This is a genomic window from Streptomyces sp. NPDC107654 (genome assembly GCF_055639035.1).
On sequence record NZ_JBVKBI010000006.1, the window covers coordinates 175,979 to 200,488 of the forward strand.

The 24,510-nt window shown below is 73.6% G+C and carries 26 protein-coding genes and 1 pseudogene; 5 read left to right on the forward strand and 22 right to left on the reverse strand.

Annotation, left to right across the window (positions count from 1 at the left end; translation table 11 throughout):
- Nucleotides 1-3 precede the first annotated feature (3 nt).
- Nucleotides 4-687: pseudogene (locus tag ACZ7N4_RS13405) on the reverse strand (histidine phosphatase family protein).
- Nucleotides 688-761: 74 nt separating this feature from the next.
- On the opposite strand from ACZ7N4_RS13405, the gene ACZ7N4_RS13410 reads away from it, so the two are divergent.
- From ACZ7N4_RS13410 to ACZ7N4_RS13420, 3 genes are all read left to right on the forward strand, one after another.
- Entirely contained in the window at nt 762-2,252 is a 1,491-nt protein-coding gene (locus tag ACZ7N4_RS13410; protein ID WP_471357519.1) for a phosphatase PAP2 family protein, read from the forward strand.
- A gap of 155 nt (nt 2,253-2,407) precedes the next feature.
- A complete protein-coding gene (locus ACZ7N4_RS13415; protein WP_471357522.1) occupies nt 2,408-3,229 on the forward strand; it encodes a methyltransferase domain-containing protein in 822 nt (273 codons plus the stop codon).
- A gap of 56 nt (nt 3,230-3,285) precedes the next feature.
- The gene (locus ACZ7N4_RS13420) at nt 3,286-3,456 is read left to right on the forward strand and encodes a hydrophobic protein (protein WP_467923028.1); all 171 of its coding nucleotides are present in this window, start codon (nt 3,286-3,288) and stop codon (nt 3,454-3,456) included.
- A 25-nt stretch (nt 3,457-3,481) separates the two neighbouring features.
- On the opposite strand, the gene ACZ7N4_RS13425 is transcribed toward ACZ7N4_RS13420, so the two are convergent.
- The 13 genes from ACZ7N4_RS13425 to ACZ7N4_RS13485 form a co-directional block, all read right to left on the reverse strand.
- Nucleotides 3,482-3,778 (reverse strand): gas vesicle protein K, encoded by a 297-nt coding sequence (locus ACZ7N4_RS13425; RefSeq protein WP_471357525.1) that lies wholly within the window; start codon nt 3,776-3,778, stop codon nt 3,482-3,484.
- Complete coding sequence (locus ACZ7N4_RS13430; RefSeq protein ID WP_467923032.1) at nt 3,775-3,963, reverse strand: gas vesicle protein; 189 nt, start codon at nt 3,961-3,963, stop codon at nt 3,775-3,777. The genes ACZ7N4_RS13425 and ACZ7N4_RS13430 overlap by 4 nt, the downstream gene beginning before the upstream one ends.
- A complete protein-coding gene (locus ACZ7N4_RS13435; protein WP_471357529.1) occupies nt 3,960-4,796 on the reverse strand; it encodes a GvpL/GvpF family gas vesicle protein in 837 nt (278 codons plus the stop codon). Before ACZ7N4_RS13435 ends, ACZ7N4_RS13430 begins: the two co-directional genes overlap by 4 nt.
- Nucleotides 4,793-5,140: a gas vesicle protein gene (locus tag ACZ7N4_RS13440; RefSeq protein WP_471357532.1), complete on the reverse strand. Its 348-nt coding sequence runs from the start codon at nt 5,138-5,140 to the stop codon at nt 4,793-4,795. Before ACZ7N4_RS13440 ends, ACZ7N4_RS13435 begins: the two co-directional genes overlap by 4 nt.
- Complete coding sequence (locus tag ACZ7N4_RS13445) at nt 5,137-6,378, reverse strand: SRPBCC family protein (protein ID WP_471357534.1); 1,242 nt, start codon at nt 6,376-6,378, stop codon at nt 5,137-5,139. Before ACZ7N4_RS13445 ends, ACZ7N4_RS13440 begins: the two co-directional genes overlap by 4 nt.
- Nucleotides 6,375-7,016 (reverse strand): DNA primase, encoded by a 642-nt coding sequence (locus tag ACZ7N4_RS13450; RefSeq protein WP_471357537.1) that lies wholly within the window; start codon nt 7,014-7,016, stop codon nt 6,375-6,377. The genes ACZ7N4_RS13445 and ACZ7N4_RS13450 overlap by 4 nt, the downstream gene beginning before the upstream one ends.
- A gap of 1 nt (nt 7,017) precedes the next feature.
- Nucleotides 7,018-7,275, reverse strand: a complete 258-nt coding sequence (locus ACZ7N4_RS13455) for a gas vesicle protein GvpG (RefSeq protein WP_471357540.1) — start codon at nt 7,273-7,275, stop codon at nt 7,018-7,020.
- Nucleotides 7,276-7,307: 32 nt separating this feature from the next.
- Nucleotides 7,308-8,078: a GvpL/GvpF family gas vesicle protein gene (locus ACZ7N4_RS13460; protein WP_471357542.1), complete on the reverse strand. Its 771-nt coding sequence runs from the start codon at nt 8,076-8,078 to the stop codon at nt 7,308-7,310.
- On the reverse strand, nt 8,075-8,494 hold the full coding sequence (locus ACZ7N4_RS13465) for a gas vesicle structural protein GvpA (protein WP_471357545.1): 420 nt from the start codon (nt 8,492-8,494) through the stop codon (nt 8,075-8,077). The genes ACZ7N4_RS13460 and ACZ7N4_RS13465 overlap by 4 nt, the downstream gene beginning before the upstream one ends.
- Before the next feature lie 66 nt (nt 8,495-8,560).
- Nucleotides 8,561-8,953, reverse strand: coding sequence for a gas vesicle protein GvpO (locus ACZ7N4_RS13470; protein WP_471357548.1), 393 nt, complete (start codon nt 8,951-8,953; stop codon nt 8,561-8,563).
- Nucleotides 8,954-8,998: 45 nt separating this feature from the next.
- Entirely contained in the window at nt 8,999-9,934 is a 936-nt protein-coding gene (gene ligD / locus ACZ7N4_RS13475) for a non-homologous end-joining DNA ligase (RefSeq protein ID WP_471357551.1), read from the reverse strand.
- Complete coding sequence (locus tag ACZ7N4_RS13480; RefSeq protein WP_471357554.1) at nt 9,931-11,778, reverse strand: transketolase; 1,848 nt, start codon at nt 11,776-11,778, stop codon at nt 9,931-9,933. The genes ligD and ACZ7N4_RS13480 overlap by 4 nt, the downstream gene beginning before the upstream one ends.
- A gap of 34 nt (nt 11,779-11,812) precedes the next feature.
- Nucleotides 11,813-13,381 carry an NAD(P)/FAD-dependent oxidoreductase gene (locus ACZ7N4_RS13485; protein ID WP_471358004.1) on the reverse strand — a complete coding sequence of 523 codons (1,569 nt, stop codon included), beginning with the start codon at nt 13,379-13,381 and terminating at the stop codon, nt 11,813-11,815.
- Nucleotides 13,382-13,615: 234 nt separating this feature from the next.
- Between ACZ7N4_RS13485 and ACZ7N4_RS13490 the strand changes: the two genes are divergently transcribed.
- Nucleotides 13,616-14,572, forward strand: coding sequence for an LLM class F420-dependent oxidoreductase (locus ACZ7N4_RS13490; RefSeq protein WP_471357556.1), 957 nt, complete (start codon nt 13,616-13,618; stop codon nt 14,570-14,572).
- A 62-nt stretch (nt 14,573-14,634) separates the two neighbouring features.
- Here ACZ7N4_RS13490 and ACZ7N4_RS13495 read toward each other — a convergent pair whose 3' ends face one another.
- A complete protein-coding gene (locus tag ACZ7N4_RS13495; RefSeq protein WP_471357559.1) occupies nt 14,635-15,060 on the reverse strand; it encodes a phage holin family protein in 426 nt (141 codons plus the stop codon).
- A gap of 80 nt (nt 15,061-15,140) precedes the next feature.
- Between ACZ7N4_RS13495 and ACZ7N4_RS13500 the strand changes: the two genes are divergently transcribed.
- Nucleotides 15,141-15,488, forward strand: a complete 348-nt coding sequence (locus ACZ7N4_RS13500; protein WP_471357562.1) for a VOC family protein — start codon at nt 15,141-15,143, stop codon at nt 15,486-15,488.
- On the opposite strand, the gene ACZ7N4_RS13505 is transcribed toward ACZ7N4_RS13500, so the two are convergent.
- The 7 genes from ACZ7N4_RS13505 to ACZ7N4_RS13535 form a co-directional block, all read right to left on the reverse strand.
- Nucleotides 15,476-16,039 (reverse strand): GNAT family N-acetyltransferase, encoded by a 564-nt coding sequence (locus ACZ7N4_RS13505; protein WP_471357564.1) that lies wholly within the window; start codon nt 16,037-16,039, stop codon nt 15,476-15,478. The genes ACZ7N4_RS13500 and ACZ7N4_RS13505 overlap by 13 nt on opposite strands.
- 17 nt (nt 16,040-16,056) lie before the next feature.
- The gene (locus tag ACZ7N4_RS13510) at nt 16,057-16,980 is read right to left on the reverse strand and encodes a S66 peptidase family protein (protein WP_471357566.1); all 924 of its coding nucleotides are present in this window, start codon (nt 16,978-16,980) and stop codon (nt 16,057-16,059) included.
- Nucleotides 16,977-18,941 carry a S9 family peptidase gene (locus tag ACZ7N4_RS13515; RefSeq protein ID WP_471357568.1) on the reverse strand — a complete coding sequence of 655 codons (1,965 nt, stop codon included), beginning with the start codon at nt 18,939-18,941 and terminating at the stop codon, nt 16,977-16,979. The genes ACZ7N4_RS13510 and ACZ7N4_RS13515 overlap by 4 nt, the downstream gene beginning before the upstream one ends.
- Before the next feature lie 3 nt (nt 18,942-18,944).
- Entirely contained in the window at nt 18,945-20,261 is a 1,317-nt protein-coding gene (locus ACZ7N4_RS13520) for a M20/M25/M40 family metallo-hydrolase (protein ID WP_471357571.1), read from the reverse strand.
- On the reverse strand, nt 20,254-21,087 hold the full coding sequence (locus ACZ7N4_RS13525; RefSeq protein WP_471357574.1) for a M55 family metallopeptidase: 834 nt from the start codon (nt 21,085-21,087) through the stop codon (nt 20,254-20,256). The genes ACZ7N4_RS13520 and ACZ7N4_RS13525 overlap by 8 nt, the downstream gene beginning before the upstream one ends.
- 70 nt (nt 21,088-21,157) lie before the next feature.
- Nucleotides 21,158-21,877, reverse strand: coding sequence for a methyltransferase domain-containing protein (locus tag ACZ7N4_RS13530; protein ID WP_471357576.1), 720 nt, complete (start codon nt 21,875-21,877; stop codon nt 21,158-21,160).
- 77 nt (nt 21,878-21,954) lie between these two features.
- A complete protein-coding gene (locus tag ACZ7N4_RS13535; protein WP_471357579.1) occupies nt 21,955-24,465 on the reverse strand; it encodes a SpoIIE family protein phosphatase in 2,511 nt (836 codons plus the stop codon).
- Nucleotides 24,466-24,510: the final 45 nt, after the last annotated feature.

A 24,510-nucleotide genomic window follows, 5' to 3' on the forward strand; every position in this document is an offset into this window, starting at 1 on the left:
CCGCTATGCGGGGCCGCCGCCCGCGCCCGGCCGGCCGGCCGCGCCCAGCGCCTCGCCCGCCGGGCCGCTCTCGCCCGCCGGTTCCACCGTGGCGCCCTCCCAGGACACGGCCTTCCAGCCGTCGGAGGGGGAGCCTTCGAGGATGACCACGCCGGTGTTCTGCAGGGGGCGGGCGGCGGCGAAGGAGACGTCGACGTTGTGGGCGCGGGCGGCGGTCCACACGCGGATCGCGGCACCGTGGCCGACCATGGCGACGGCCCGGGCCCCGCTCGCGGCGGCCTCGGCGACGACGGTGTCGAACCGGCCGAGGGCCTCCTCGCCGCTCTCCCCGCCGGGCATGCGCAGCGCGGTGTCGCCGGCCGCCCACGCGAACACCGTCCGCAGGTACACCCGGCCCTGCGGGCTGTCCCCGGGCAGCATCTCCAGGTCGCCTGCGGACAGCTCGCGGATGCCGGCGCGCACGGTCACGTCCAGGCCTCGGGCGGCGGCCAGCGGGGCGGCGGTCAGCTGGGTGCGGACCAGGGTGGAGGCGTAGAGCGCCTCGACGTCCTCACCGGCGAGCGCCTAGGGCAGCGCGGCGGCCTGCGCCTCGCCGAGCGGGGTCAGCCCGGGGCCGGGCACCGCGGTGTCCAGCAGGTGGTCCACGTTGGACGGGGTCTGACCGTGGCGGACGAGCAGCAGGCGCATCCGGGTTCTCCTCCCGCGCCGGCGGCCGGCGCCCCGGGACACAAGAAACGGGCACTTCAGGGTAACCGCACCCCATGAGCCCAGACCTGGACCTGACGCCGGCCGCGACCGCCGCCCGCACCCCGCTGCGCAAGCTCCTCGATCTCGACGGCCGGCTGTTCGAGGCGGCCGCCGCCTGGCGCTGGCCCGGCGCCGAGCACGTCCTGCCGCGTCTGAGCCGCAGCGCGAACCACGGTGTGCTGTGGTTCGCGACGGCCGCCGCGATGGCCGCGAGCCGTACGCCCAGGGCCCGCCGGGCGGCGGCGCGTGGGGTGGCCTCGCTCGCCGTGGCCTCGCTGACCATCAACACGCTCGGCAAGCGCTCGGTGCGCCGCGCCCGGCCCGAGCTGGACCCGGTGCCGCTGGTGCGGCAGCTGAAGCGGCAGCCGATCACCACGTCGTTCCCGTCCGGGCACGCGGCGTCCGCTGCGGCCTTCGCGACCGGTGTGGCCCTGGAGTCCCCGGCCTGGGGGGCGGCGGTGGCGCCGGTCGCGTTCTCGGTGGCGGCGTCCCGTGTGTACACGGGCGTGCACTTCCCGAGCGACGTGCTGGCGGGGGCGGCGCTCGGCGCGGGCGCCGCCTTCCTGGTACGACGCCTGGTGCCGGCCCGCACCCAGGTACGGCGGCCCGCCCGGCCGCGGACCGAGGCCCCCGCGCTGCCGGAGGGCGAGGGGCTGGTGATGGTCGCCAACCGGGCGTCGGGGACCGCGGAGCGGGTGCGGGCGCTGCACGACGCGCTGCCGCAGGCGGAGATCGTCGAGTGCGCGCCGGAGGAGGTCGGGGAGGAGCTGGAGAAGGCGGCGGCCCGGGCACGGGTGCTGGGGGTGTGCGGCGGCGACGGCACGGTGAACGCGGCGGCGCAGGTCGCCCTGCGGCACGGCCTGCCGCTCGCGGTGCTGCCGGGCGGCACCCTCAACCACTTCGCCTACGACCTCGGCGTGGAGGACGAACGCCGGCTGGCCCATGCGATCCGGCACGGTGAGGCGGTCCGGGTGGACGCCGGCCGGTTCACCACCCGCGGCACCAGCGGCCTGTTCCTCAACACGCTGAGCCTGGGCGTGTACCCGGAGCTGGTGCGGGCGCGCGAGCGCTGGTCCTCCCGGATCGGCGGCTGGCCGGCCGGGGTGCTCGGCGCGCTGCGCGTGCTGCGCGCCGACCGGCATCCGCTGGAGGTGGAGGCGGGCGGTGGACGGCGGCCCCTGTGGCTGCTGTTCGTCGGCAACGGCGTCTACCACCGCATGGGTCTCGCGCCGGGCCGGCGTACCGATCTGGCGGACGGTCTGCTGGACGTGCGGGTGGTGCACGGCAGCCGCCGGCCCGCGCTGCGGCTGCTCGCCGCGGCCCTGGCCGGCCCGCTGACCCGCTCCCCCGGCCACGCGGCGGTGCAGGTGAACCGGCTGCGGCTGACCGGCATCACCCCGGGCACCCCGCTGGCCTACGACGGCGAGGTCACCGACGTCTCGGGCGAGATGCTGCTGGAGAAACTGCCGGAGACGTTGACGGTCTACCGCCCGCTGACGTTCTGACACCCGGTCGGAGACGCCGCCAGGGAGCTCTCCTGACGTCACGTCAGTCCACATTCCAATACGCCCATCTCATCATTCGGCATGCGCGCGTACCGTTGCCCCGTACCGGCGGACGGCTCCGTCCGGTCCGCCTCCGAGGGTGAAAGGGTACAGCCATGCCGAAAGCGCAGGAGACCGCCGTCTACACGCACGGGCACCACGAGTCGGTGCTGCGTTCGCACACCTGGCGCACCGCCGCCAACTCCGCGGCGTATCTGCTCGGCGCGCTGAAGCCCCACATGCGCGTCCTGGACATCGGCTGCGGGCCCGGCACGATCACCGCCGACCTGGCGGCCCTGGTCCCCGACGGCCATGTCACCGGCGTCGACCGGGCGCCCGGCGTCCTGGATCAGGCCCGGGCCACCGCCGCCGCCCGGGGCGTGACGAACGTGGACTTCGCGGTGGCCGACGTCAACGGCCTGGACTACCCGGACGACAGCTTCTGCGTGGTCCACGCCCACCAGGTGCTCCAGCACGTGGGCGACCCCGTGCGGGCCCTGCGGGAGATGCGCCGGGTGACGCGGCCCGGCGGGTTCATCGCCGTACGGGACGCGGATTACGCGGCGATGACCTGGTATCCGGCGGTGCCCGGCCTGGACGACTGGCTGGACCTGTACGAGCGGGTGGCCCGGGCGGGCGGCGGGGAACCCGACGCCGGGCGCCGGCTGACGGCGTGGGCGCGGGCGGCCGGGCTGACGGAGGTCACCTCGACCTCCAGCACGTGGACGTTCGCCACCCCTGAGGAGCGGGCCTGGTGGAGCGGCCTGTGGGCGGACCGCACGGTCGCCTCCGCGTACGCGGAGCGGGCCACGCAGGGGGGCCACGCGACGGCGGAGCAGCTGCGGGCGGTGGCGGAGGCCTGGCGGGAATGGGGTGGGCGGGAGGACGGCTGGTTCGCGGTCCTGCACGGAGAGATCCTGTGCCGGAAAGAAGCCTGATCGAACAGGGCTGATCCGGACATTTCGGGAAACCCTTACCGCAGGAGGTTCACACTATGGTTCCCATCCTGCTGGTACTGCTTCTGGTGCTGATTCTCTTCGGCGCCGGATTCGCGTTGAAGATCCTCTGGTGGATCGCCCTGGCGGTGCTCGTCCTGTGGCTGCTGGGTTTCCTCGTCCGCGGTACGACGGCGGGCGGCGGCAGGGGGCGCTGGTACAGGTGGTGAGCGGTCCCCCGCGCTGGGCCCCGTCCTAGGCCCCGTCGCGGGGGAGCAGCGGTCCGAGCGGCCCGAGGTCCAGGTTGAGGTCCTCGGGCCGCAGGCCGTACCGGTCCCGCAGCTCGGCCATCCGCTCCTCCAGCAGCATCAGGGTGAGCCCGATCCGCTCCTCCTGCTCCTCGGTCAGGTCACCCGTGTCGAAGCGGCGCACCGCCTGCCGCTCCATGAGCTGGCGCAGCAGCTCGACCACGGTGAGCACGAGCTTCACCAGGTCGCGTTCGACGGTGTCGGGTTCCAGGTCGAGGCGTTTGCGCCGGCTCTGGGCGGTCATGCGAGCTCCTCGAAGGGCGACGGTACCTGCGCGTTCACGGAGCTGATCAGTGCGTTGAGGTCGATGCGGACCAGGTCGACGTCCGCGATGCGCAGGGTGATGTCCCCGGTGATGACGACTCCGCCGGCCAGCAGCCGGTCCAGCAGGTCGACCAGCGCGATCTCGCGGCGCTCGACTACGGTCACCGCTCCTCCCCCGGTCCCGTTCCGGATTCCGCTGCTGCCTCCGCACCGTCCTGCGCCCCGGGTTCCTCACCGGATTCCTCACCGGAGAACGAGTACGCGGCCCACGGGCCGGTGAGTTCCACCCTGATTCCCGGTGCCTCGTCCTTCGTCCGGTCCACGAGTTCCACGAATTCCTCGGAATGGGCTCGCGGCACCAGATAGGCGGCGTTGAGCACGTTCTGTCCCGGGGAGCCGGAGATCGCGGCGTTCTGCGGGCGGTGCAACCGGACGTCCTCGGCCCGTTCGGCGAGGCGTCCGTGCAGGGAGTGGGCGAACCGCTCGGCCCGCTGCCACCTCTCCTCCTGCGCGTGGCTGCGCTCGCGCCGGCTGCGCAGGTAGTCCCGCCCGCTGACGGGCCGCGCCGCCGCGGCGGGCTCGGCCCGCGCGGGCTCGGGCTCGGGTTCCAGATACACCTTCACGCCCCACTCGACCCGGCCGTCCAGCCGGTCGAGCAGCCGCCGGAAGTCGTCCTCGCGGCCCTCGATCATCGACCGGAGGGCGCTGTCGTCACGGAAGACGGTCGCGAGCCGCAACGGCAGCGGGGTGGTGACCGTGGTGAGCGCGTCGACCACCCCCTGGTGGGCGCGGGCGGTCGCGGCCAGCCAGTCCAGGTCCTCCAGATGGGCCTTCAGCGCCTCCTCGCAGAAGTCCGCCTCCGGGACCGTGCTGACGACCGCGACCAGCCCGTGGTGGTGCAGCAGCGCCGCCGGGGCGCCCGCGACGCCCCTCAGCTGGGCCTGCAGCGGTGTCCGGAAGGGGCGGCAGACGGCGTACACGTACCGCAGTCCTGTCATGGTGCCTCCTTCGGGGCGCGGCCCGGTTCCAGCTCCTCCAGCCGCGCGAGGCGTTCGCGCAGCTCGGCGTTCTCCCGGGTCAGCTCGTCCCGGCGGGCCCGGGAGGAGAGCGCGGGATCGGTCTCCCACCAGTCGATCCCCATCTCCTTGGCCTTGTCGACGGAGGCGACGATGAGCCGCAGTTTGATGGTGAGCAGTTCGATGTCGAGCAGGTTGATCCTGATGTCACCCGCGATGACGACACCCTTGTCGAGCACGCGCTCCAGGATGTCCGCGAGGTTGGCCCCCGAGCCCTGGCCGTAGGGCTCGGGGAACCGGCCGGCTTCGGGGAAGCGGCTCGTCATCGACGGCTCCCGCGCTCGGCGTACTCAGGCTCCTCTTCCTCGTACTCGTCCTCGTACTGCTCGTCGTCGCCCTCCTCGCCTCCCTCGCCGTTCTCCTCCTCGGCCTCCTGGCCTTCCTCGTCCTCGTCCTCGTACTCGTCCTCGTAGGAGCCGTCCTCGTCGTACTCGTCCTCGTCGGGCTCCTCCTGGGCCTCCGCCTCCGGTGCCTCTTCCCAGGCCTCTTCCTCTCCTTCCTCGTCTTCGTCCTCCTCTTCGCCCTCTTCCGCGCCTTCTTCTTCGCCCTCTTCCTCTTCCTCGGGCTGGTCCGGAGCTTGTTCCTCCGACTCCTCCGACTCCTCGGCCTCCTCGGCCTCCTCGGCCTCGACGGCGTCCTCGTGGCTGCGGACCACCTCGCCGTCGCGGATCTCCCCGCGCCAGCCGTCCTCCGCCTCGCCCTTGAGGGTGATGAAGCGGGCGAAGTTCTTCAGGTCCAGCCTGGCCCGGCGGCCCTGGGCGCGCCAGATGTTGCCGGTCTTCTCGAAGAGGCCGGTCGGGTAGTACTCCATGACCAGCAGCACCCGGGTGAGGTTCTCCTCCAGCCGGTGGAAGGAGACCACGCCCTTGGTGGTGCCCTTGGCGCCCTCCGAGGTCCACTGGATGCGGTAGTCCGGGATCTGCTCGGTCGTCTTGGCCTTCCAGCTCCGGCTGGACCAGAAGATCTTCGCCTGCCAGTCGGAGTGGGTGTCGTCGGCGCGGCCGGCGCTCTTGACTCCCTTGGCGAAGGAGGAGAAGGACTGGTACTGGGTCCACTGGTCGTAGGCGGTACGCAGCGGTACGCCCACGTCGACGGACTCCATGATGACCATGGGCTTCTTGCCGGCGCCGCCCTTCTTGCCCTTGCCGCCGCCGAGGCTCTTCAGCGCACCCATCACGTTCTCCTTGGCGCGCGAGGCGCCCAGTTCCACGGCGGAGCGCACGGGGCCCTTGCCCTCGGCGAGCTTGCGCCCGCCTTCGAGCGCGAGCTTGGCGAAGCCCGGGCTGTTGCCCTCGGCGATGTCGTTGAGCTTGACGGTGGTCTCGCCGAGCTTGCGGCCGAGCCCCGTCAGCATGCGCTGCGCCTGCGCGGACAGGTACTCCTGTACTTCCTCCTTCAGCCGGTCGGCCGCCTCACTGTGCGCGAGGCCGCTCAGCGGGCCGCCCGTGGCGGCCCCCGTGGCCTTGCCGGCCGCCGAGGTGGCGGATCCGAGGGTGTCGGTCATCGGTCATCGCCGCCTTTCGACTGCCGGGAGGCGGCGCCGGAGCCCGCGTCCCCAGCCGAAGCCGTCTTCTTCGCGGCCGTCTTGCGGGCCGCGTTCGTCTTCTTGGCCGCCGTCTTCTTCGCGGGAGCCGTCTTCTTGGCCGCGGCCTTCTTGGCCGCCGTCTTCTTCGCCGGAGCCTTCCGGGCCGGCTCCTCGTCGCGCGACCGGTCGTCCCGCGGCTTCCTTCCGCGGCGCTCCTCGTCACGGTCGCCGGCGGACTCCCGAGAGCCGTCCTCCGCGCCGTCCTCCTCGTCCGGCTCCTCGTCGGCCCCGGACGCCGCGACGCCGGACAGCTGGTCGCGCACCTGCGCCGTGCGGCCGTGCAGCCGGTCGGCGAGCGCGCTGATCTGCCGTTCGGCGACCGCGCCGGTAGCGGCCTTGCCGACGCCCCGCAGGTCCTGGCGCAACTGGTCGCCGATCTCCTTGAACTGCGGATTGTTCTTCAGCTGCTGGTTCACCAGGTCCGCGAGCATGCGCGGGCTGAGGTTCAGCTTCTTCCCCGCCACCAGGGAGCCGACCGCGAGGGCCATTTTCAGTTTCTTGGTACGTCCGAGCATGTATCCGGCCCCTACGGCGAGGCCCAGTGCGGTTCGGTTCATATCACGTCCCGTTGCCTGTGGTGTCGCCGGAGCGCATCGTGGTCTCCAGCCGGTCGAGAAGTTCGTCCTCGCGCTGGTCGAACTCCTCCGCGGTGATCTCGCCGGCCTCCAACTGCTCTTCCAGGCGGGCGAGTTCGGCCCGTACGGTGGCGGGGTCGTAATAGATCCGTTCCGCCTCGCGGAGCACCTGTCTGATGGCCCACGCGCTGCCGCGCACGGGCGCGAACGGCAGCATCAGCACTTCGCCGATCAGTCCCATGGCGTTCTCCTTTTCCGTCCGGGCCGAGAGCGCTACTGCGCGTCGGCGTCCGCACCCGCCGTGCTGCCGGCGGGCTGCGCCGGGCCGGGCTCGACGAAGCTGTACGGCGGCAACGGCCCGTTGACCTTCAGCTCCAGATGGGGGTGGCTCTTGCGAATCTGCTCGGCGGTGGCGAGGAACTCCTCGGCCGTGCTCCGGTCCACCAGGAACGACACGTTCAGCAGCCAGCCGGTGGACTCGGGGCCCACGCTGACGGCGGCGGCGGCCGGTGCGAGCAGCCCCTGCACCTGCTGCGCGTCCTCGGCCTCCCTGGCCTTCACGGCGGAGGCGACCATCTCACCCAGGCGGATCTTGTCGTCGTAGCTGCCACCGCCCGCCCTGCGGTTGGCCTCGGCGAGGGAGCGGACGTCCGCGTTCTCGGCCATCACGAGGTGCAGGACGGCCTCCTCGACGTGCGTGGCCTTGACGTTGTACTCGACCTTGCCGTCCAGCTCGCGCAGCCGCTCCAGGTAGTGCTCGGTCCGCTCGGTGAGCACCTGGGTGACGGCGGCGTCGTCGTCGGCGACGCTGCCGAACCGCATCGGCAGCACACAGCCGCCCGCGCCCACCTCGGCGAGCACGTTCTGGTGTGCGAGCAGATCCCGGCGCTTGGGGCGCAGGTCCTCCGGCGCGTCACTGACGACGGCGGCCAGGTCACCCGCGGTGAGCACGCGGACGGTGCGCGGCGGCTCTCCCACCCCGGTCATCCCCTCGGGCAGCGCCGGGTGGGACCGGGCGGTGATCCCGTAGACGTAGGTGCTCACTCCTGCTCCTCCTTACGGCGCGCCGGGGCCTTACGGCGCGGCCTGTCCTCGGTCTCCCCTTCCTGGCGCGCCTGGTTGAAGGCGTCGGATATGGTCTGCGCGGCGCCGGACAGCGCGCCCTTGGACTTGCCGCGGGCACCGGACTCGGTGATCTCGCCCACGAGGTCGGGCAGGCCGGGGTTCTTGTGCGGGCCCGACTCCAGGTCCAGGCGGTTGCAGGCCTCGGCGAAGCGCAGATAGGTGTCGACGCTGGCCACGACGACCCGGACGTCGATCTTCAGGATCTCGATGCCGACCAGGGAGACGCGGACGAACGCGTCGATCACGAGCCCCCGGTCCAGGACCAGCTCAAGTACGTCGTAGAGGCCGCTGCTGCCGCCTCCGCCTCCGGTCTGCTGTGCCGGAACAACAGTCATGCCGGCGATTCCTCCTCCTGCGTAGTGGGTGCACGGTCCGCGTGGGCGGGAAGCACACGCCGTGGCTCAGCGGCCACCGCGCGCATCGGCCCTGCCGCGTTCGTAGCGGCGGACACGCCGGTACCCGGTCAGCTGGCCGTCCGGGTCCAGCTCGACCTGGTAGCTCGCCATCAGGCTCATCGTGTCCGGGACCCGGGCGAGTTCCAGGACCTCGACCTCCAGGGCCCAGCCGTCCTCGGTCTCCTCGAAAGAGGACACGGACTCGGGGGTGAGTCCGGTGAGCTCGGCGAGCTGGCTGCGCGCCTGGCGCAGCACCTCCATGGGGGTCGGCCGCCGGCTCTTCGCCTCACGGCGGGTTCCGCCCTGCGTGTCGTGCGTGTTGTCGGAGTTCTTGGAGTGCTGAGAGTCCTGTGCTTTCTGTGAACTCTGTGAATCCGAAGTGCTGTTTGTGTTCGACATGGCCACCTCTCCCCTGCGTGTGGCCGTTCCTCCCTTGGCCAAACCTCAGGAGCGCAAGTCATCGAGACGGCGTCGGGCGGGGGCCAGGGAGCGGCCACGGTGGGGCAGGTCGCCCCACGGCTCGGTGCGGGCCTGGTCGACGGCGTCGGCGATGCTCCACCGGCGGGCGTCCAGTGCCGGATCGTCCACCTCTTTCCAGGCTAGGGGCACGGCGACCGGGGCGCCCGGGCGGCCCCGGACGGTGTAGGGGGCGACGGCGGTCTGGGCGTAGCCGTTGCGCTGCACGTCCAGGTAGAGGCGGTCCGCCCGGTCCTGTTTGCGGGCCGCTGTGGTGAGCCGGTCGGGGTGCCGGGAGGCGGCCAGCCCGGCGACGTCGTGGGCGAACCGCCGCACCTCGTCGAAGTCGTCGCGGCCGTCCAGCGGGACGACGAGGTGCAGTCCGCGCGAGCCGGTGGTCATGGGTGCCGCGGGCAGGCCCAGCTCGTCCAGCAGCTCGCGCATCCAGCGGGCCGCGTCCCGGACCTCGGCGAAGTCGTCGCCGGCCGGATCGAGGTCGAAGACCAGCCGGTCGGGGTGGTCGGGGCCGCCGGCCCGGTCGGTGCGGGACAGCCAGCGGTGCAGGGTGACACAGGCCTGGTCGGCGAGGTACAGGAGGGTGGCGGTGTCGTCGCAGACGACGTGCGTGACGGTGCCGCCCTCCTTCGCCAGCTCGGCACGGGTGATCCACTCCGGGTAGTGGTCCGGGGTGTTCTTCTGCAGGAAGCGCTGGCCGTCCAGGCCGTCCGGATACCGCTCCAGCATCAGCGGGCGGCCCCGCAGGTGCGGCAGCATGTACGGCGCGACGGACCGGTAGTAGTCGGCGAGGTCGCCCTTGGTGTACTCCTTCGCGCCCCCGCCGCCGGGGAAGAGCACCTTCCCCGGCCGCTGGATCTCCACCGTGCGGCGGCCCGCCCGCAGGGTCCGCGCGTCGCCGCGGCTCATCGCACGACCGCCTCCTCCACCAGCAGCCTGGCCGCCGCCGTGATGCCCACGGCGTCGATGCCGGCCGCGTGCAGCTGCTCGTCGGGCGCGGCGGAGCCCGGCATGGTGCGCACCGCGAGCCGGACCAGGCGGGGCGTGGGGCGGCCGTCGCCGAACGCCTCCGCGACGGCGTCCCCGAGGCCGCCCTCCGGGTGGTGGTCCTCGACGGTGAGCAGGCAGCCGGTGTCCTCCGCGGCCCGGTGCAGGGTCGCGGCGTCGACGGGCTTGACCGAGTACAGGTCGATCACCCGCACCCGGATGCCGTCGGCGGCGAGCCGGTCGGCGGCGGCCAGCGCCTCGGGGACGGTCACCCCGGCCGCGACGACCGTCAGCCGGTCCTCGTCACTGGAACGCAGTGTCTTGCTGCCGCCGACGGGGAACTCCTCGTCGGGGCCGTAGATCACCGGGGTCTTGCCGCGGGAGGTGCGCAGGTAGCGGATGCCCTCCAGGCCGGCCATGGCCGCGACCAGCCGGGCGGTCTGGTTGGCGTCGCAGGGGTACAGCACGGTCGAGCCGTACACGGACCGGAACATCGCGAGGTCCTCCAGGCCCATCTGTGAGGGGCCGTCCTGCCCGATCGCGACACCGGCGTGCGAGCCGACCAGGTTGAGGCCGGAGCCGCTGATGGAGGCCATCCGCACGAAGTCGTGGGCGCGGGTGAGGAACGCGGCGAACGTGGAGGCGTACGGCAGCCAGCCGCGCGCGGCCATGCCGACCGCCGTGGCGACGAGCTGCTGCTCGGCGATGTAGCACTCGAAGAACCGGTCGGGGTGCGCCTTGGCGAACTCCTCGGTGCGGGTGGAGTCGCCGACCTCGCCGTCCAGCGCGACGACGTCGCCGCGGGCGGTGCCGAGCGCCGCGAGGGCCGTGCCGAAGGCGTCCCGGGTCGCGACCTCGTCGCCCTGGTCGTAGCGGGGCAGCCGGACGACCTCGGTGGTGAGGGAGCGCAGCGCGGCGGCGGCCTGCGGCTCCGACACCCGCACGCGCAGGTCGCGCTGACCGCCGAGTTCGGCGATGGCGTCCTCGGCCTCGGGCAGCGGCTTGCCGTGCAGGCCCTCGCGGTCCTCCACGGCGGCCACGCCCTTCCCCTTCAGGGTGCGGGCGAGGATCACGGTGGGCTGCCCGGTGGTGGAGAGCGCTTCCCCGTAGGCCCGGTCGATGGCGTCGACGTCGTGGCCGTCGATCTCGATGGTGTGCCAGTCGAAGGCCCGGAAGCGGCGGGCGTAGGCGTCCAGGTCGTGGCCGTGCCGGGTGGGGCCGCGCTGGCCGAGCCGGTTGACGTCGACGATGACGATCAGGTTGTCGAGCTTCTCGTGGCCGGCGTGTTCGGCGGCCTCCCACACGGAGCCCTCCGCCATCTCGCTGTCGCCGCACACCACCCACACCCGGTAGCCGGTGCGGTCCAGCCGCTTCCCGGCGAGCGCGATGCCGACGCCGACGGGCAGGCCCTGGCCGAGCGAGCCGGTGGCCGTCTCCACCCAGGGCAGGCGGCGGGGCGTCGGATGTCCCTCCAGCCGGCTGCCGATCTTGCGGAAGGTGACCAGTTCGCCGTCCTCGATCGCGCCGGCCGCCTTGTACGCGGCGTACAGCAGCGGCGAGGCGTGTCCCTTGGACAGCACGAACCGGTCGTTCGCGGGGTGGTCGGGGCGCTCGAAGTCGTAGCGGAGGTGGTGGGCGAGCAGGACGGCCACCAGGTCGGCGGCGGACATCGAGGACGTGGGGTGTCCGGATCCCGCGGCGGCGGACGCCCGCACGCTGTCCACGCGCAGCTGCTGGCCCAGTTCGGCGAGTTCGTCGGTCTTCATGGATCTCCTCTGTCTCGTGGCGCTGTGTCGCGCCTCAGTCGCGGTCCGCGGGGTCGGGGGTGTCGGTGCGCTTGACGGGTCCGGGCGCCGGATGGCCCGGGCCGCCCGCGGCGTGCTCCCCGCCGCCCCGGCTCTTCGCCGGTTCCCCGCCCGGCTGGTTCTTCGCCGGTTCCCCGCCCGGCTGGTTCTTCGCCGGTTCGCCGGCCGGCTGGTTCTTCCCCGGCTCGGCGGCCGTCCGCCGTCCCGGTTCCGGCCTGTGTGTCGACTCGTGTGTCATGGGCTCTTCTCCTGCCTGGACGGACGGACGCTGTGAGCCGTCCGGTACCCGCGCCAGTTCCGGTGAGGCCGTGTCCAACGGCACCGACCAGGACCGCACGAGGCCCAACTGGACGCCCTGGCGCGGAAGGAGGGCGTCCAGCAGCCAGTCGGCGGTGACCCGGATGCGGTTGCCGGGCATCGCGGCCAAGTGGTAGCCGCGGGTGACGGCGCCGGCCGCCGGGCCCGACAGCGGGATGCCGAACGGGTTGGCCGCGGCCCGGGCCCCGCCCAGGTCGACGGCGAAGCCCAGGTCACGGTGGCGGTACGGGCGCCGGCGCCGGCCGAGGCCGAGCGAGCCGGCCACGTTCTCCCCGGCCACCCGGCCCTGCCGCCAGGCGTGCTGGGCCGTCATGGGGGTGAACTCCCCGGGGCGCTCCAGGTCGGGCACGGCTGCCGCGTCCCCGCAGGCGAACACGTCGGTGCGGCCGGGCAGTTGCAGATACGGGTCCACGATCAGCCGTCCGCGTTCCAGCGGCTGCCCGACGGTCTCCACCAGCGGGTCGGGCCGTACCCCCACGCACCACACCAGGGTCCGGGAGGCGACGGACTCCCCGTCGGTGAGCAGCACCCCGTCCCGGGTGGCCTCCTTCACCGAGGTGCCCATCCGTACGTCGACACCCCGCGCCCGCAGCACCCGGTCGGCGGTGCGGGAGAGCCGTTCGTCGAGCTCGGGCAGTACGCGCGGGGCCACGTCCAGCAGCATCCAGCGGGGGCGCACGCCGCCGGGCAGCGGGTGCCGACGGGCCAGCCGGTCGGTGAGCATCTGCAGCTGGGCGGCCACCTCGGTACCGGTGTAGCCGGCGCCGACCACCACGAAGGTGCACCGGGCGGCGCTCCTGTCCGGGTCGCTCTCGGCGGCGGCGAGTTCCACCTGGCGGATCACGTGGTCGCGCAGGTACAGCGCCTCGGGCAGCCCGCGGAAGCCGTGCGCGTGCTCGGCGGCCCCGGGGATCGGCAGCAGCTTGTTGACGCTGCCGACGGCCAGCACCAGCCGGTCGTAGCCGAGGCTGCCGGCACCGCCCTCGGGGTCGGAGTAGTGGACGGTGCGCCCGTCCAGGTCGACCCCGTCCGCCTCGCCCAGCACCAGGCGGACCCCGCGCAGCGTGCCCGGCAACGACACGGTGACCCGCCGGGCCTCCAGGACCCCGGCGGCGACCTGCGGCAGCAGCGGCAGGTACAGGAAGTAGTCGGTCGGGTTCAGCAGGGTGATGTCGGCCCGGTTCCGGGTGAGCCGGGCCAGGGTGCGGGCGGCCCGGTACCCGGCGAAACCGGCGCCGATGACCACCACGCGAGGTCGGCTCACGGTGCGCCTCCGGTGGTGTGGCTCGTCCGAGGTCTTCCGCGTAACCGGGGCCGGGGCACCCAAACGCCGGGCGGGTCACCCGTCCGCCGGTCCGGGTACCCGAACACCCTCGCCGCCGCGCCCCGCCGTGCCGGCGTTTCGCCCGGTCGCCGCCGGTTACCCGGGCCGGGACCGGATCGGACCCCCCATGAGCTTCGCCCGCGCGGAGGTTTTCCCATGCCCGAGTACGGCTATTTCCTGGCGAGCGAGGAGCACAGCCCCGCTGCCCTGATCGAACAGGCCCGGATGGCCGAACAGGCCGGTTTCCAGGCGCTGTGGATCTCCGACCACTTCCATCCGTGGAACGACGCGCAGGGGCAGAGCCCGTTCGTGTGGTCGGTGATCGGGGCGCTGTCGGAGGCGGTGTCGCTGCCCATCGAGACGGCGGTGACCTGCCCGACCGTCCGCACGCACCCGGCGGTCGTGGCCCAGGCCGCCGCGACCAGCGCGGTGATGACCGAGGGCCGCTTCCGGCTGGGCGTGGGCACCGGCGAGGCGCTGAACGAGCACATCCTCGGCGACCGCTGGCCTCCGCTGCACGTGCGCCTGGAGATGCTGGAGGAGTCGATCCAGGTGATGCGCCGGCTGTTCACCGGCGAGGAGGTCAACCACCACGGCACCTACTACACCGTGGAGAACGCCCGCCTCTACACCGTCCCCGACGAACCCGTCCCCATCGACATCTCCGGCTTCGGCCCCAAGGCGACGGCGCTCGCCTCCCGCGTGGGCGACGGCTACATCACGATGATGCCGGAGGAGGAGATGGTGACCCGGTTCCGCAAGGGCGGCGGCGGGACCAAGCTGGTCAGCGGCGGCACGAAGGTCTGCTACGGCACCGACCGCGACGCGTGTGTCCGTACGGTGCACAAGCTCTGGTACAACGAGCTGCTGCCCGGCGAGATGGGACAGGTGCTGCCCTCGCCCCGGCACTTCGAGCAGCTGCAGGAGCTGGTCACCGAGGACATGGTGCGGGAGAAGACGGTGTGCGGGGACGACGTGGACGCGCATGTCGGGGCGCTGCGGGCGTTCGCCGACGCCGGGTTCGACCGGGTGTACGTGAACCAGATCGGGCCGGACCAGCGGGGCTTCTTCGACTTCTACCGGACGAAGGTGCTGCCGCAGCTCGGCGGATGAGGGGCAACGGGTGTGGGGCGGGGCCGCTGCCCCGCCCCACCCCTCTTTATGCCCTTCGGGAGTCAGGCCCGGTGGTGCGGCGTGTCCGGCGGGGTCTCCGGCATCGGCGGGTACGGCATGCCGAGGCCCGTCGGCGGAGTGGCCGGCGGGGTGCCGCCCAGCACGTGGTGCGGGGGGTGCGGGGTGTGCCGGCGGTGCCCGGAGTGGGCCAGGCCGCGGAGGAGGTAGGCCGCGGCACCGAGGATCGCGGCGGTGATCAGTGCGGCGGCCCAGCCGGGCAGCCCGGCCGCCAGAGCCAGGCCCACGGCGAGGGCCAGCGCGCCGCCCGCGTACAGCGCGACGGCGCCCGACGCGGCGTAGAGCACGGCCGTGCGGCGCCGCTTGCGGGACTGCTCGCGCAGTTCGTCGCGTACCGTCTCGCGCGCCACCTGAGCCAGCTCTTCGACGAGGTGCTTGTCCAGATGTTCCAGGTGCTCAGAACGGTCCATGCCTTCCGGGTACCCGCCGGACACGGTCGGTAACGCCCGGGGCCTGCGCGTGGGCTCGGGCGCCAACCAGGCTCGTGCGCATGGAGATTCTGGGCGCCTCGCTGCGCATCTGCGTCGACGACCTCGAAGCCGCGATCCCCTTCTACGAGCGGCTGACCGGCGGCAGAGCCTCGCGCTTCGGGCGCGGTGACGTGGAGGTCGCCGCGGTCGGCTCCTTCCTGTTGATGAGCGGCCCGGAGTCGGAGCTGGAGGTCCTGCGCAGGGTGGCGGCGACGATCGCCGTGAAGGACGTGGACGAGGCCCACCGGCTGCTCGACGAGCTGGGCGCCGGGGTCGTCGCGGGCCCGGTGCCGACCCCGGCGGGCCGCAGTCTGCTGGCGGTGCACCCGGACGGGTCGGTCTTCGAGTACGTGGATCAGCGGGGCTGAGCCGCCCCGTCGCGCATCTCGGTGGTCAGGGCCCAGCGTTCGTGGTCGCGCCAGGCCCCGTCGACGTAGAGCATGTCCGGGGAGAAGCCCTCCAGGCGGAAGCCGGCGCCCCGGGCGAGGGCGATGGAGGCGGCGTTGCCGGGCTGGACGTTGATCTCCAGCCGGTGCAGGCCCAGCGGCCCGAACGCGTACCCGATCACCAGCTCCAGGGCTTCGCGCATCAGGCCCCGTCCGGCCGCGTGCGCGAAGGCGCCGTAACCGAGGGCGCCGCACTGGAAGCCGCCCCGCACGATGTTGTTGACGTTGATGAAGCCGGCGATGGCCCCGCCGTCCTTCTCGCACACCAGGAAGCCGGCCCGGTCCTGGTCCGCGATGAGCCGGCCGGCGTAGTCGGCGTACGCCTCGTCGCTGTCCGGCGGGAACAGCCACGGCCGGTGCAGGTCCTTGCTCTCCCGGGCCCGCGCGGTGAACTCGGGTCCGTCCTGCGGGGTGAAGGGGCGGAGGGCGACGCGCGGCCCTTCGGCGAGGTACCGGGACGGAGGGTGCGGCATCCGGCCAGCCTACGGCGTCAGCGCAGGGCGGGCTCGTCGAGGGTCAGCGTGGCCGCGTCCGCGTCGAGTTCGGCCGCGAGCCCGAAGGGGATCGTGAGCGCTCCGTCGCAGTGGCCGAATCCGAAGTCCTCCACGACCGGGACGCCGAGCGAGGTCAGCCGGTCGGCCAGCAGGGACCGCACCCCGGTGTGGTCGGCGCAGCCCCGCCAGGAGCCGAGCAGCACCCCGCGTACGCCGTCCAGCCAGCCGGAGCGCAGGAGTTGGGTGAGGTACCGGTCCAGCCGGTACGTCTTCTCGCCCACGTCCTCCAGGCAGAGCAGTCCGCCGCGGGCGGAGGGCCGGGCGTGCGGGGTGCCGAGTTCCGCGGCGAGCAGGCAGAGGCAGCCGCCGAGGGTGGTGCCGCGGGCCCGGCCGGACACCAGGGGTGTGCCGCCGGAGGTGATCGTGCGGACCGTCTCGGGGGCGAAGAGCGTGGCCCGCAGGTGGTCCTGGGCGCGGGCGTTCTTGACGAAGTCGATGCCGGCCGCCATCGGCCCGTGCAGCGTGGCCAGGCCCAGGCGGGTGGCGATGGCCTCGTGCAGCACGGTGAGGTCGCTGAAGCCGACGAAGACCTTGGGCCCGGCGGCCCGCAGGGCGTCCCAGTCGAGCAGGTCGACCATGCGCTGGGCGCCGTAGCCGCCGCGGGCGCACAGCACGGCGTCCACGGCGGGGTCGCACCAGGCGTTCTGGAAGTCGGCGGCGCGGTCGGCGTCCGTGCCGGCGAGGTAGTCGAACCCGGGGTGGCGGTCCAGGACATGGGGGCCGACCACCGGGTCGAGGTCCCAGCCGCGCAGCACGTCCAGGCCGGCCTGGAGCCGTTCCTCGGGTACCGGCCCGCTGGTGGCGACGACGGCGACCCGTGCGCCGGGGGCCAGCCGGCGCGGACGGACGAGTGGGTTCACGGGGTCAGCTCCACCTTCGGTACCGGGGGTTGCGGTTCCAGCCGGAAGACCTGGGCGTACAGGGACAGTTCGGCCTCCAGGGCGCGGATCATCGTATCGGCCCGGCGGAACCCGTGCCCCTCGCCCTCGAAGGCGAGGTAGGCGTGCGGCACTCCGCGGCCGGCGATCCGGTCGAGGAAGCGTGCGCACTGGGCGGGCGGGCAGATGACGTCGTCCAGGCCCTGGAGCAGCAGGAAGGGCGCGGTGAGCCGGTGGGCGTGGGCGGTCGGGGAGCGTTCGGCGTACCGGTCGGGGACCTCGGCGAGCGGGCCGACCAGCGACTCCAGGTAGCGGGACTCGAAGTCGTGGGTCTCGCCGGGGCCCCAGGTGGCCAGGTCGAGCACCGGGTACACGATGGTGCCGCAGGCGTAGACGTCGGTCGTGGTCAGGGAGGCGGCGGCGGTCCAGCCGCCGGCGCTGCCGCCGCGGATCGCCAGCCGGGCGGGGTCGGCGGTGCCCTCGTCGGCGAGGGCGCGGGCGACGGCGGCGCAGTCCTCGACGTCGACCACGCCCCACTGCTCGCGCAGCCGCTCCCGGTAGGCCCGGCCGTATCCGGTGGAGCCGCCGTAGTTCACCTCGGCGACGCCGATGCCCCGGGAGGTGAAGTAGGCGATGGCGAGGTCCAGCACGAGCGGCGCCCGGCTGGTGGGGCCGCCGTGCGCCCAGACGACGTAGGGCGGCAGCTCGCCGTCGGGTGCGGTGCGGGCGGGGTGGTGCGGCGGGTGGAGGTGGGCGTGCACCTCGCGGCCGTCCGGGCCGCGGAAGGTGCGGGTCCGCGGCTCCGGGTAGTGGGCCGGGTCGACGGGGTCGCGGTGCGGGGCGCCGATCACACGGGCGCGGCCGGTGGCGGTGTCCAGTTCGACCACCTCGTGGGCGGTGCGCGGGCCGGCGCCGACCGCGACGACACGCTCGCCGAGGGTGGCGAGGGTGGCGGTGAACTCCGTCCACGGCCCGGCGGCGTCGACGATCTCGCCGGTCTCCGGGTCGAGTATGCCGAGCGCGGCCGGCCCGCGGCCGTGGACGACCGCGAGGAGCCCGTCGTCCAGCGGCGCGAACCAGCGCAGCCCGAGCTGCCACAGCGGCCCGCCGAACTCCTCCTCGCGCGGGCAGAGGGGGGTGCCGTCGCGGTAGAGGTTCCACCAGCCGCTGCGGTCGCTCGCGTACAACAGCCGGCCGTCCGCCGACCACTCGACCTGGGCGACGGCCTCGTCCGGTCCGCCGGCGACGGTCCGCGCGTCCTTCAGCAGGCCGTCCTCCGTCACCTCGGCGACCAGCAGCTCCGTCCCGTCCCACGGCATCCGCGGATGGTCCCAGGCCAGCCAGGCGGCGCGCCGGCCGTCCGGGGAGAGCCGGGCGCCGGTGACGAACCGGTGGCGGGGCGGGAGCAGTTCGCGCACGGCACCGCGGTCGCCGGCGGCCGAGCCGTCCAGCGGTACGGCGGCCAGGACCCGCCGCACCTCGCCCGGGCCGTCCCCGGTGAACTCCTCCAGCACGCACCACACCTCGCCGCGGGCGAGGTCCAGCCGGGGCTCCGCCCAGCGCAGGCCGCCGCCCAGCGCGGAGAGGGGGGTGAGCGGGACGGGCTCGCCGCCGGGTTCGTACCGGTACAGCCGCTGGTCGGCGAAGTGCACGAAGACGACCAGCGGCCTGCCGTCGCGCACCTCCCCGGTCCAGGGCCGTCCGCCGTACTCGATGACCCGGCTGCGCACGTTCCACGGCGCGGGCAGCACCGTCTCCTCGCCCCGGTCGGTCCGCCGTACCAGCGCCCGCCGGCCGCCCTCGGCCGGCCGGGGCTCGGTCCACCAGACCTCGTCCCCGACGAACCCCACCCAGTCGGGGCGCCCGTCGTGCGCGGCGGCGAGCGCCGCGTCGATCGGGGAGGGCCATGATCCGTACGGGGACGTCAGCACCTCGTCCGCCATCGGCTACGCCGTCCGCAGGAAGCGGTCCAGCACCCGGACCCCGAACTGCAGCGCCTCCACGGGCACCCGTTCGTCCACGCCGTGGAACAGCGCCTGGTAGTCGAGGTCCGGGGGCAGCTTCAGCGGGGTGAAGCCGTAGCCGGTGATGCCGAGCCGGGAGAACTGCTTGGCGTCGGTGCCGCCCGACATGCAGTACGGCACCACGTGCCCCTCGGGTGCGAACGCCTCGACGGCGGCCCGCATCCGCGCGAACAGGGGGGTGTCCACGGGTGCCTGGAGGGCCGCTTCGCGGTGCTCGAACTCCCACTGGACGTCCGGGCCCGTCAGCTCGTCCAGCGTGGCGGTGAACTCCTCCTCGCCGCCCGCCAGGAAGCGTCCGTCGACGTGGGCGACCGCCTCGCCGGGGATGACGTTGACCTTGTAACCGGCCTGGAGCATCGTCGGGTTGGCGCTGTTGCGGACGGTCGCCTCGACCAGCCGCGCGGCCGGGCCGAGCTTCTCCAGCAGGCGGTCCGCCTCGGCGGGGTCGGCGTCGATGCCGTACAGCGCGGCGAGCCGCGTGAGGGCGGCCCGCACCGTCGGGGTGAGGCGGAGCGGCCACTCGTGCTCGCCGATGCGGGTGACGGCGGCGGCGAGCCGGGTCACCGCGTTCTCCTGGTTCACCTTGGAGCCGTGCCCGGCCCGGCCCCGCGCGGTGAGCCTCAGCCAGGCGGTGCCCCGCTCCCCCGCGGCGATCGGGTAGATCTCCCGGCCGGACCCGTCGTGGAAGGTGAAGGCGCCCGACTCGCCGACGCCCTCCGTGCAGCCCTCGAAGAGTTCGGGGTGCCGGTCCGCGAGGAACCCGGAGCCGTCCTCGGCACTGGCCTCCTCGTCGGCGGTGAACGCGATGACGAGGTCGCGGCGGGGCCGTACGCCCTGCCGGGCCCAGGACCGGACGACCGCCAGGATCATCGCGTCCATGTTCTTCATGTCGACCGCCCCGCGCCCCCACACCACACCGTCCCGGACCTCGCCGGAGAAGGGGTGGACCCGCCAGTCGGCGGCCTCGGCGGGCACGACGTCGAGATGGCCGTGGACCAGCAGCGCGTCGGCGGACGGGTCGGTGCCCTCGATCCGGGCCACCACGTTGGTGCGGCCCGTGGTGCGCTCCAGCATCAGCGGTTCCAGGCCCGCCCCGGCCAGCCGCTCGGCCGCGTACTCGGCGGCGGGCCGCTCCCGGCAGTCGCCGCCGCCGCGGTTGGTGGTGTCGATGCGGATCAGGCCGGAGGTGAACTCCACGACCTCGGCCAGGGCCAGTTCGTCGGCCTGCTGGTCAGCCATACTGCTCCTCCACGGCGGCAGAGGCGATCGTGGTGACCGCCTTGAACGTCCTGATCCCCTCGTACATGGTGGCGCTGGTGTAGGCCACCTTCCGCTCCCCGGTCCGCGCCACGCCGGGGACGACGGTGGCGGCCATCGCGAGGTGCTCGGCGTCGAACTCGACGGCCACCGTGAACGGCCCCGCCTCGACCGGCGCGTGACGGACCGCCAGCCGGGCCGCCTCCTTGGCCGCCGCGCGGATGTCGGCCGCGGTCCTCGCCGGTGTCCGGCACACGGCCGCGTACCGCGACACATGGTCCTTGACGGCCACCTTCAGTGCCTCCGGCGCATAGCCGAGGGCGTCCTCGCACGCCACGTCGTCGCCGGTGACGAGGACGACGGGGACCCCGTACTCGGCGACGACGTGTGCGTTGAGCAGACCCTCGCTGGCCCGGACGTCGTTCAGCCACACCCCGGTGATCTGGTTCGCGAGGTAGGTGTGGGCGAGGACACCCTCCATGCCGGCGCCCGCGTGGTAGCCGACGAACGCGATGCCGTCGACGTCACCGTGCTGGACGCCCTCCACCATGGACAGCGCCTTGTGCCGGCCGGTGAGCATCTCGACCCGCTCGTCCAGCCGCTCCAGGAGCAGGTTGCGCATGGTCCAGTGGGCCTCGTTGACCAGGACGCGCTCCGCCCCGCCGTCGAAGAAGCCCTCCACGGCGGCGTTCACGTCCGAGGTGAACATCGACCGGCACCGCTCCCACTGCGGCGTCCCCGGCAGCACGTCGGCAGGCCAGGTGACGCCGGTGGCACCCTCCATGTCGGCACTGATGAGGATCTTCATGCTTCGTCACGTTACGCGCCGAGCGGCGGCCAGGCTACGACCGCGCCGGGGAAGCGGCCCGGGGTTCCGGTCAGGCCCTGCCGAGGACGTACCAGTGGGCCGGCAGGTCGATCCGAGTGCCGTCCGCGAGGTGCTCGGTCTGCGGCACCGCCGTCCCGCCCTCGGCCAGGACGGTGAGGCCGGCCCCGGCGAGCAGGAGCGGGATCTCGTCGTCGGGGGCGTCGGCGGGCTTGAGGCCGTGGTGGAAGACGCGCCGGAGCTTGGGGCCCGGGCCGCCCGGCTCGGACGCGGCCCGCTGCAGGACCTCCCGGGAGGCGGAGGTGAGTTCGACCACGAAGGCGCGTCCCTCGGCGCCGATCAGCTCGGCGACGGCGGCGGCCACGGCGGGCCGCGCGGCCGGTTCGCTCTGGTGGATCACTGCCCGCATGTAGACGTGGACGTCGCCGAGCTTGTGGTGCAGGGCGCGGACGGCGTCGGTGTCGGTGAGGTCGAGCTGCTGGAACTCGACGGTGGCCCCGTCCGCGGCGCGGCGGGCGTGCTCGACGGCGGCCTGCGAGAGGTCGACGCCGACGGCGTGGGCGAACCGGGTGGCCAGGTAGCGGGTCTGGGTGCCGTTGCCGCAGCCGAGGTCGACGATGGTCCGGTCCGGGTCGGCGTGCGGCAGGAGCAGTTCGCAGTGCGGCGCGGCGCTCAGGGCGGGATCGGAGTCCCATATCGCCTCGCCCCGGGCGTCGGAGGTCTCGCTCCAGTAACTCTCCCACGCGTTGCGGTAGTTCTCCGAGACGTTCATACGATCTCCCCACGGTTCGATTCCGTGATCGGGATATCGCGGTCTCGGGGCCGAGGGCAAGAGTCGGGCGGATGTCTTCACGAGATGGGGAGGGCCTGTTCGAACCAGACGGTCTTCCGGTGGCCGGTGGCGCTGGCGCCCCACTCCCGGGCCAGCCGGCTCACCACGCGCAGTCCACGGCCCGCGTCGTCGTACGGGCGGGCGCTCAGCATGGCGGGCAGGGCGGGTTCGTCGTCGGTGACCTCGAACAGCAGCGCGTCGGTGCGGACCACCCGCAGCCCGATCCGCTCGCTGCCGGCGTGCCGGACGGCGTTGGTGACGACCTCGCTGACCAGCAGTTCGGCCGTCTCCACGGCCTGCGGCAGGCCCCAGTCGAGCAGCCGCTCGCGGACCAGGCGGCGGGCGCGCGCCACCTCGCGCGGGTCGGGGTCGAGCCGCCACTCGGCGACGTGGTCGTCGGGGATGCCGTTGAGGCGGGCCATGAGCAGGGCGACGTCGTCCTTGCGTCCGCCGTGTGTGTTGAGGGCGCGGATGATGGTGTCGCAGGCGTCGTCCATGGAGGCCGCGGGGTGGGCGGCGGACTCGCAGAGGGCGGCGAGGCCCTCGCCGATGTCGGTGCCGCGCACCTCGACCAGGCCGTCGGTGCACAGCACCAGGCGGTCGCCGGACCGGACCCTGACCCGGATGGCCTCGAACGGGACCCCGCCGACGCCGATCGGGGCACCGGTGGGCAGGTCCAGGAGCTCGCTGCCGCCGTCCTCGGCGCGCACCAGCACGGGCGGGATGTGGCCGGCGTTGGCGAGGGTCAGGTCGCCGCGGATCGGGTCGTAGACCGCGTACAGGCAGGTGGCGAGGTAGCTGTCGCCGAGCCTGCGGGCCAGGTCGTCCAGGTTGCGCAGCAGCTGGGCGGGCGGGGTCTCCATGGCGGCCATGGTCTGTACGGCCGTGCGCAACTGGCCCATCATGGCGGCCGAGTTGAGGCCGTGCCCCATCACGTCGCCGACGACGAGGGCGGTACGGGAGCCGGACAGCTTGATGGTGTCGAACCAGTCGCCGCCGATCCGGCCGAGCCGGGTGCCGGGCAGGTAGCGGGTGGCGATGTCACAGCCGGCCATCCGCGGGGCGACCCGGGGCAGCATGCTGTCCTGGAGGGTGTCGGCGACGTTCTCCTGGTAGGTGTACATGCGGGCGTTGTCGAGCACGAGGCCCGCGCGGGCGGCGAGTTCGGCGCCGGTGGTGCGGTCCATGTCGTCGAACTGCGGCCGGTCGGGGCGGCGCATGAGCACCATGAAGCCGAGGACGACGTTGCGTGCCTTGAGCGGGACGATCAGCAGGGACCGGCCGCCGATGAGCGGACGGAGGTCGCGCTTCTCGAACTCGCCGGAGATCCGCTCGGACAGCTCCTCGGTGACCCGCGGGACGAGGACGGGTTCGCCGGTGACCATGCACTGGTAGAACGGCGTGTGCTCGGGGAAGGCGAAGGCCTCGCCGACGGGCACGGTGTCGTCCCAGCGGCCCGGTTCGTCGTTGTGCTCGACCCAGACGCGGAACATCATGGTGGTGGCGTCCGGCGGGCCGTCCGGGAAGCCCTCGCCGGCCAGCACCGCGGCGCGCAGATGGGTGCCGGCGAAGTCCGCGAACCGGGGTACGGCGGCGCTGGTGACCTCGCGGATGGTCTCGCCGAGGTCCAGGGAGGAGCCGATGCGGGAGCTGACCTCGTTGAGGAACTCCAGCCGCTCGCGGACGGCGGCGTACTCCAGGTCCTCCTCCGCGCCGGTCGGGACCAGGGCCGCCGCCCGCTGCGGGGGTACGAGGGCCGCGGCGGGCCCGGCCGCCGCGGCGCGGCTGCGCCCGGGACGGCGGGGCACGCCCCAGTCCGGGCTCACGGGGACCCGCTCGAACTGGCTGAACTCCAGGACCGGGTAGCCGAGTTCGAGGACCTGGGCGACGATCCGGGCGCTGAGTCCGGGGCCCATGTTGGGCAGGATGTCGGGCAGGCGCCGTTCGAGTTCCTCGGAGGCGGGCAGTTCGGTGTGGCGGGCGAAGCCGGGCGAGATGCGCTCGGCGGTCTCGTCGTCGTAGCCGCGTTCGTCGCGCAGCCGGGTGGCGTCGGCGGCGAGCACGAGCAGCCGGGAGGGTCCGGGGCCGACCAGCGGGTAGGCCCACCACAGCACGTCGAGCCGCTCGTCGCCGGACGGCTGCCCGGGCGGGCAGAGCCGGGCGCGGCCCGCGGTGGCGTAGCCGGTGGACCCGCCGAGCGAGGTCTCCAGGCCGGGGCCGTGTCCGTCGTACGCCACGGGGTCGTACGCCGCGAAGTCGGCCGTCATCGCGTCGGCCGTCATCGCGTCGGCGGGCAGCCCGTCGGCCGGCGGGTCGTCCGGGAGGGTGCCGGAGACCGGCAGCAGGTCGGCCGCCATGCGGCCCACCGCGTCCTCCCGGCGCACGCCGAACATGCGCCGCGCGCCGCTGCTCCAGTGGGACACCAGCCCGGCGCGGTCGACGACGACCACGGCCAGCGGAATCCGGCCCGCCGCGACGTCGCCGGCGCCGCGCCCGGGAACTGTGTCCCGCTCGCTGCCACGGTCCATGGCCCAGGCCCTCTCTCCCCACGGCTGTCCGCAAACGATCTGTGC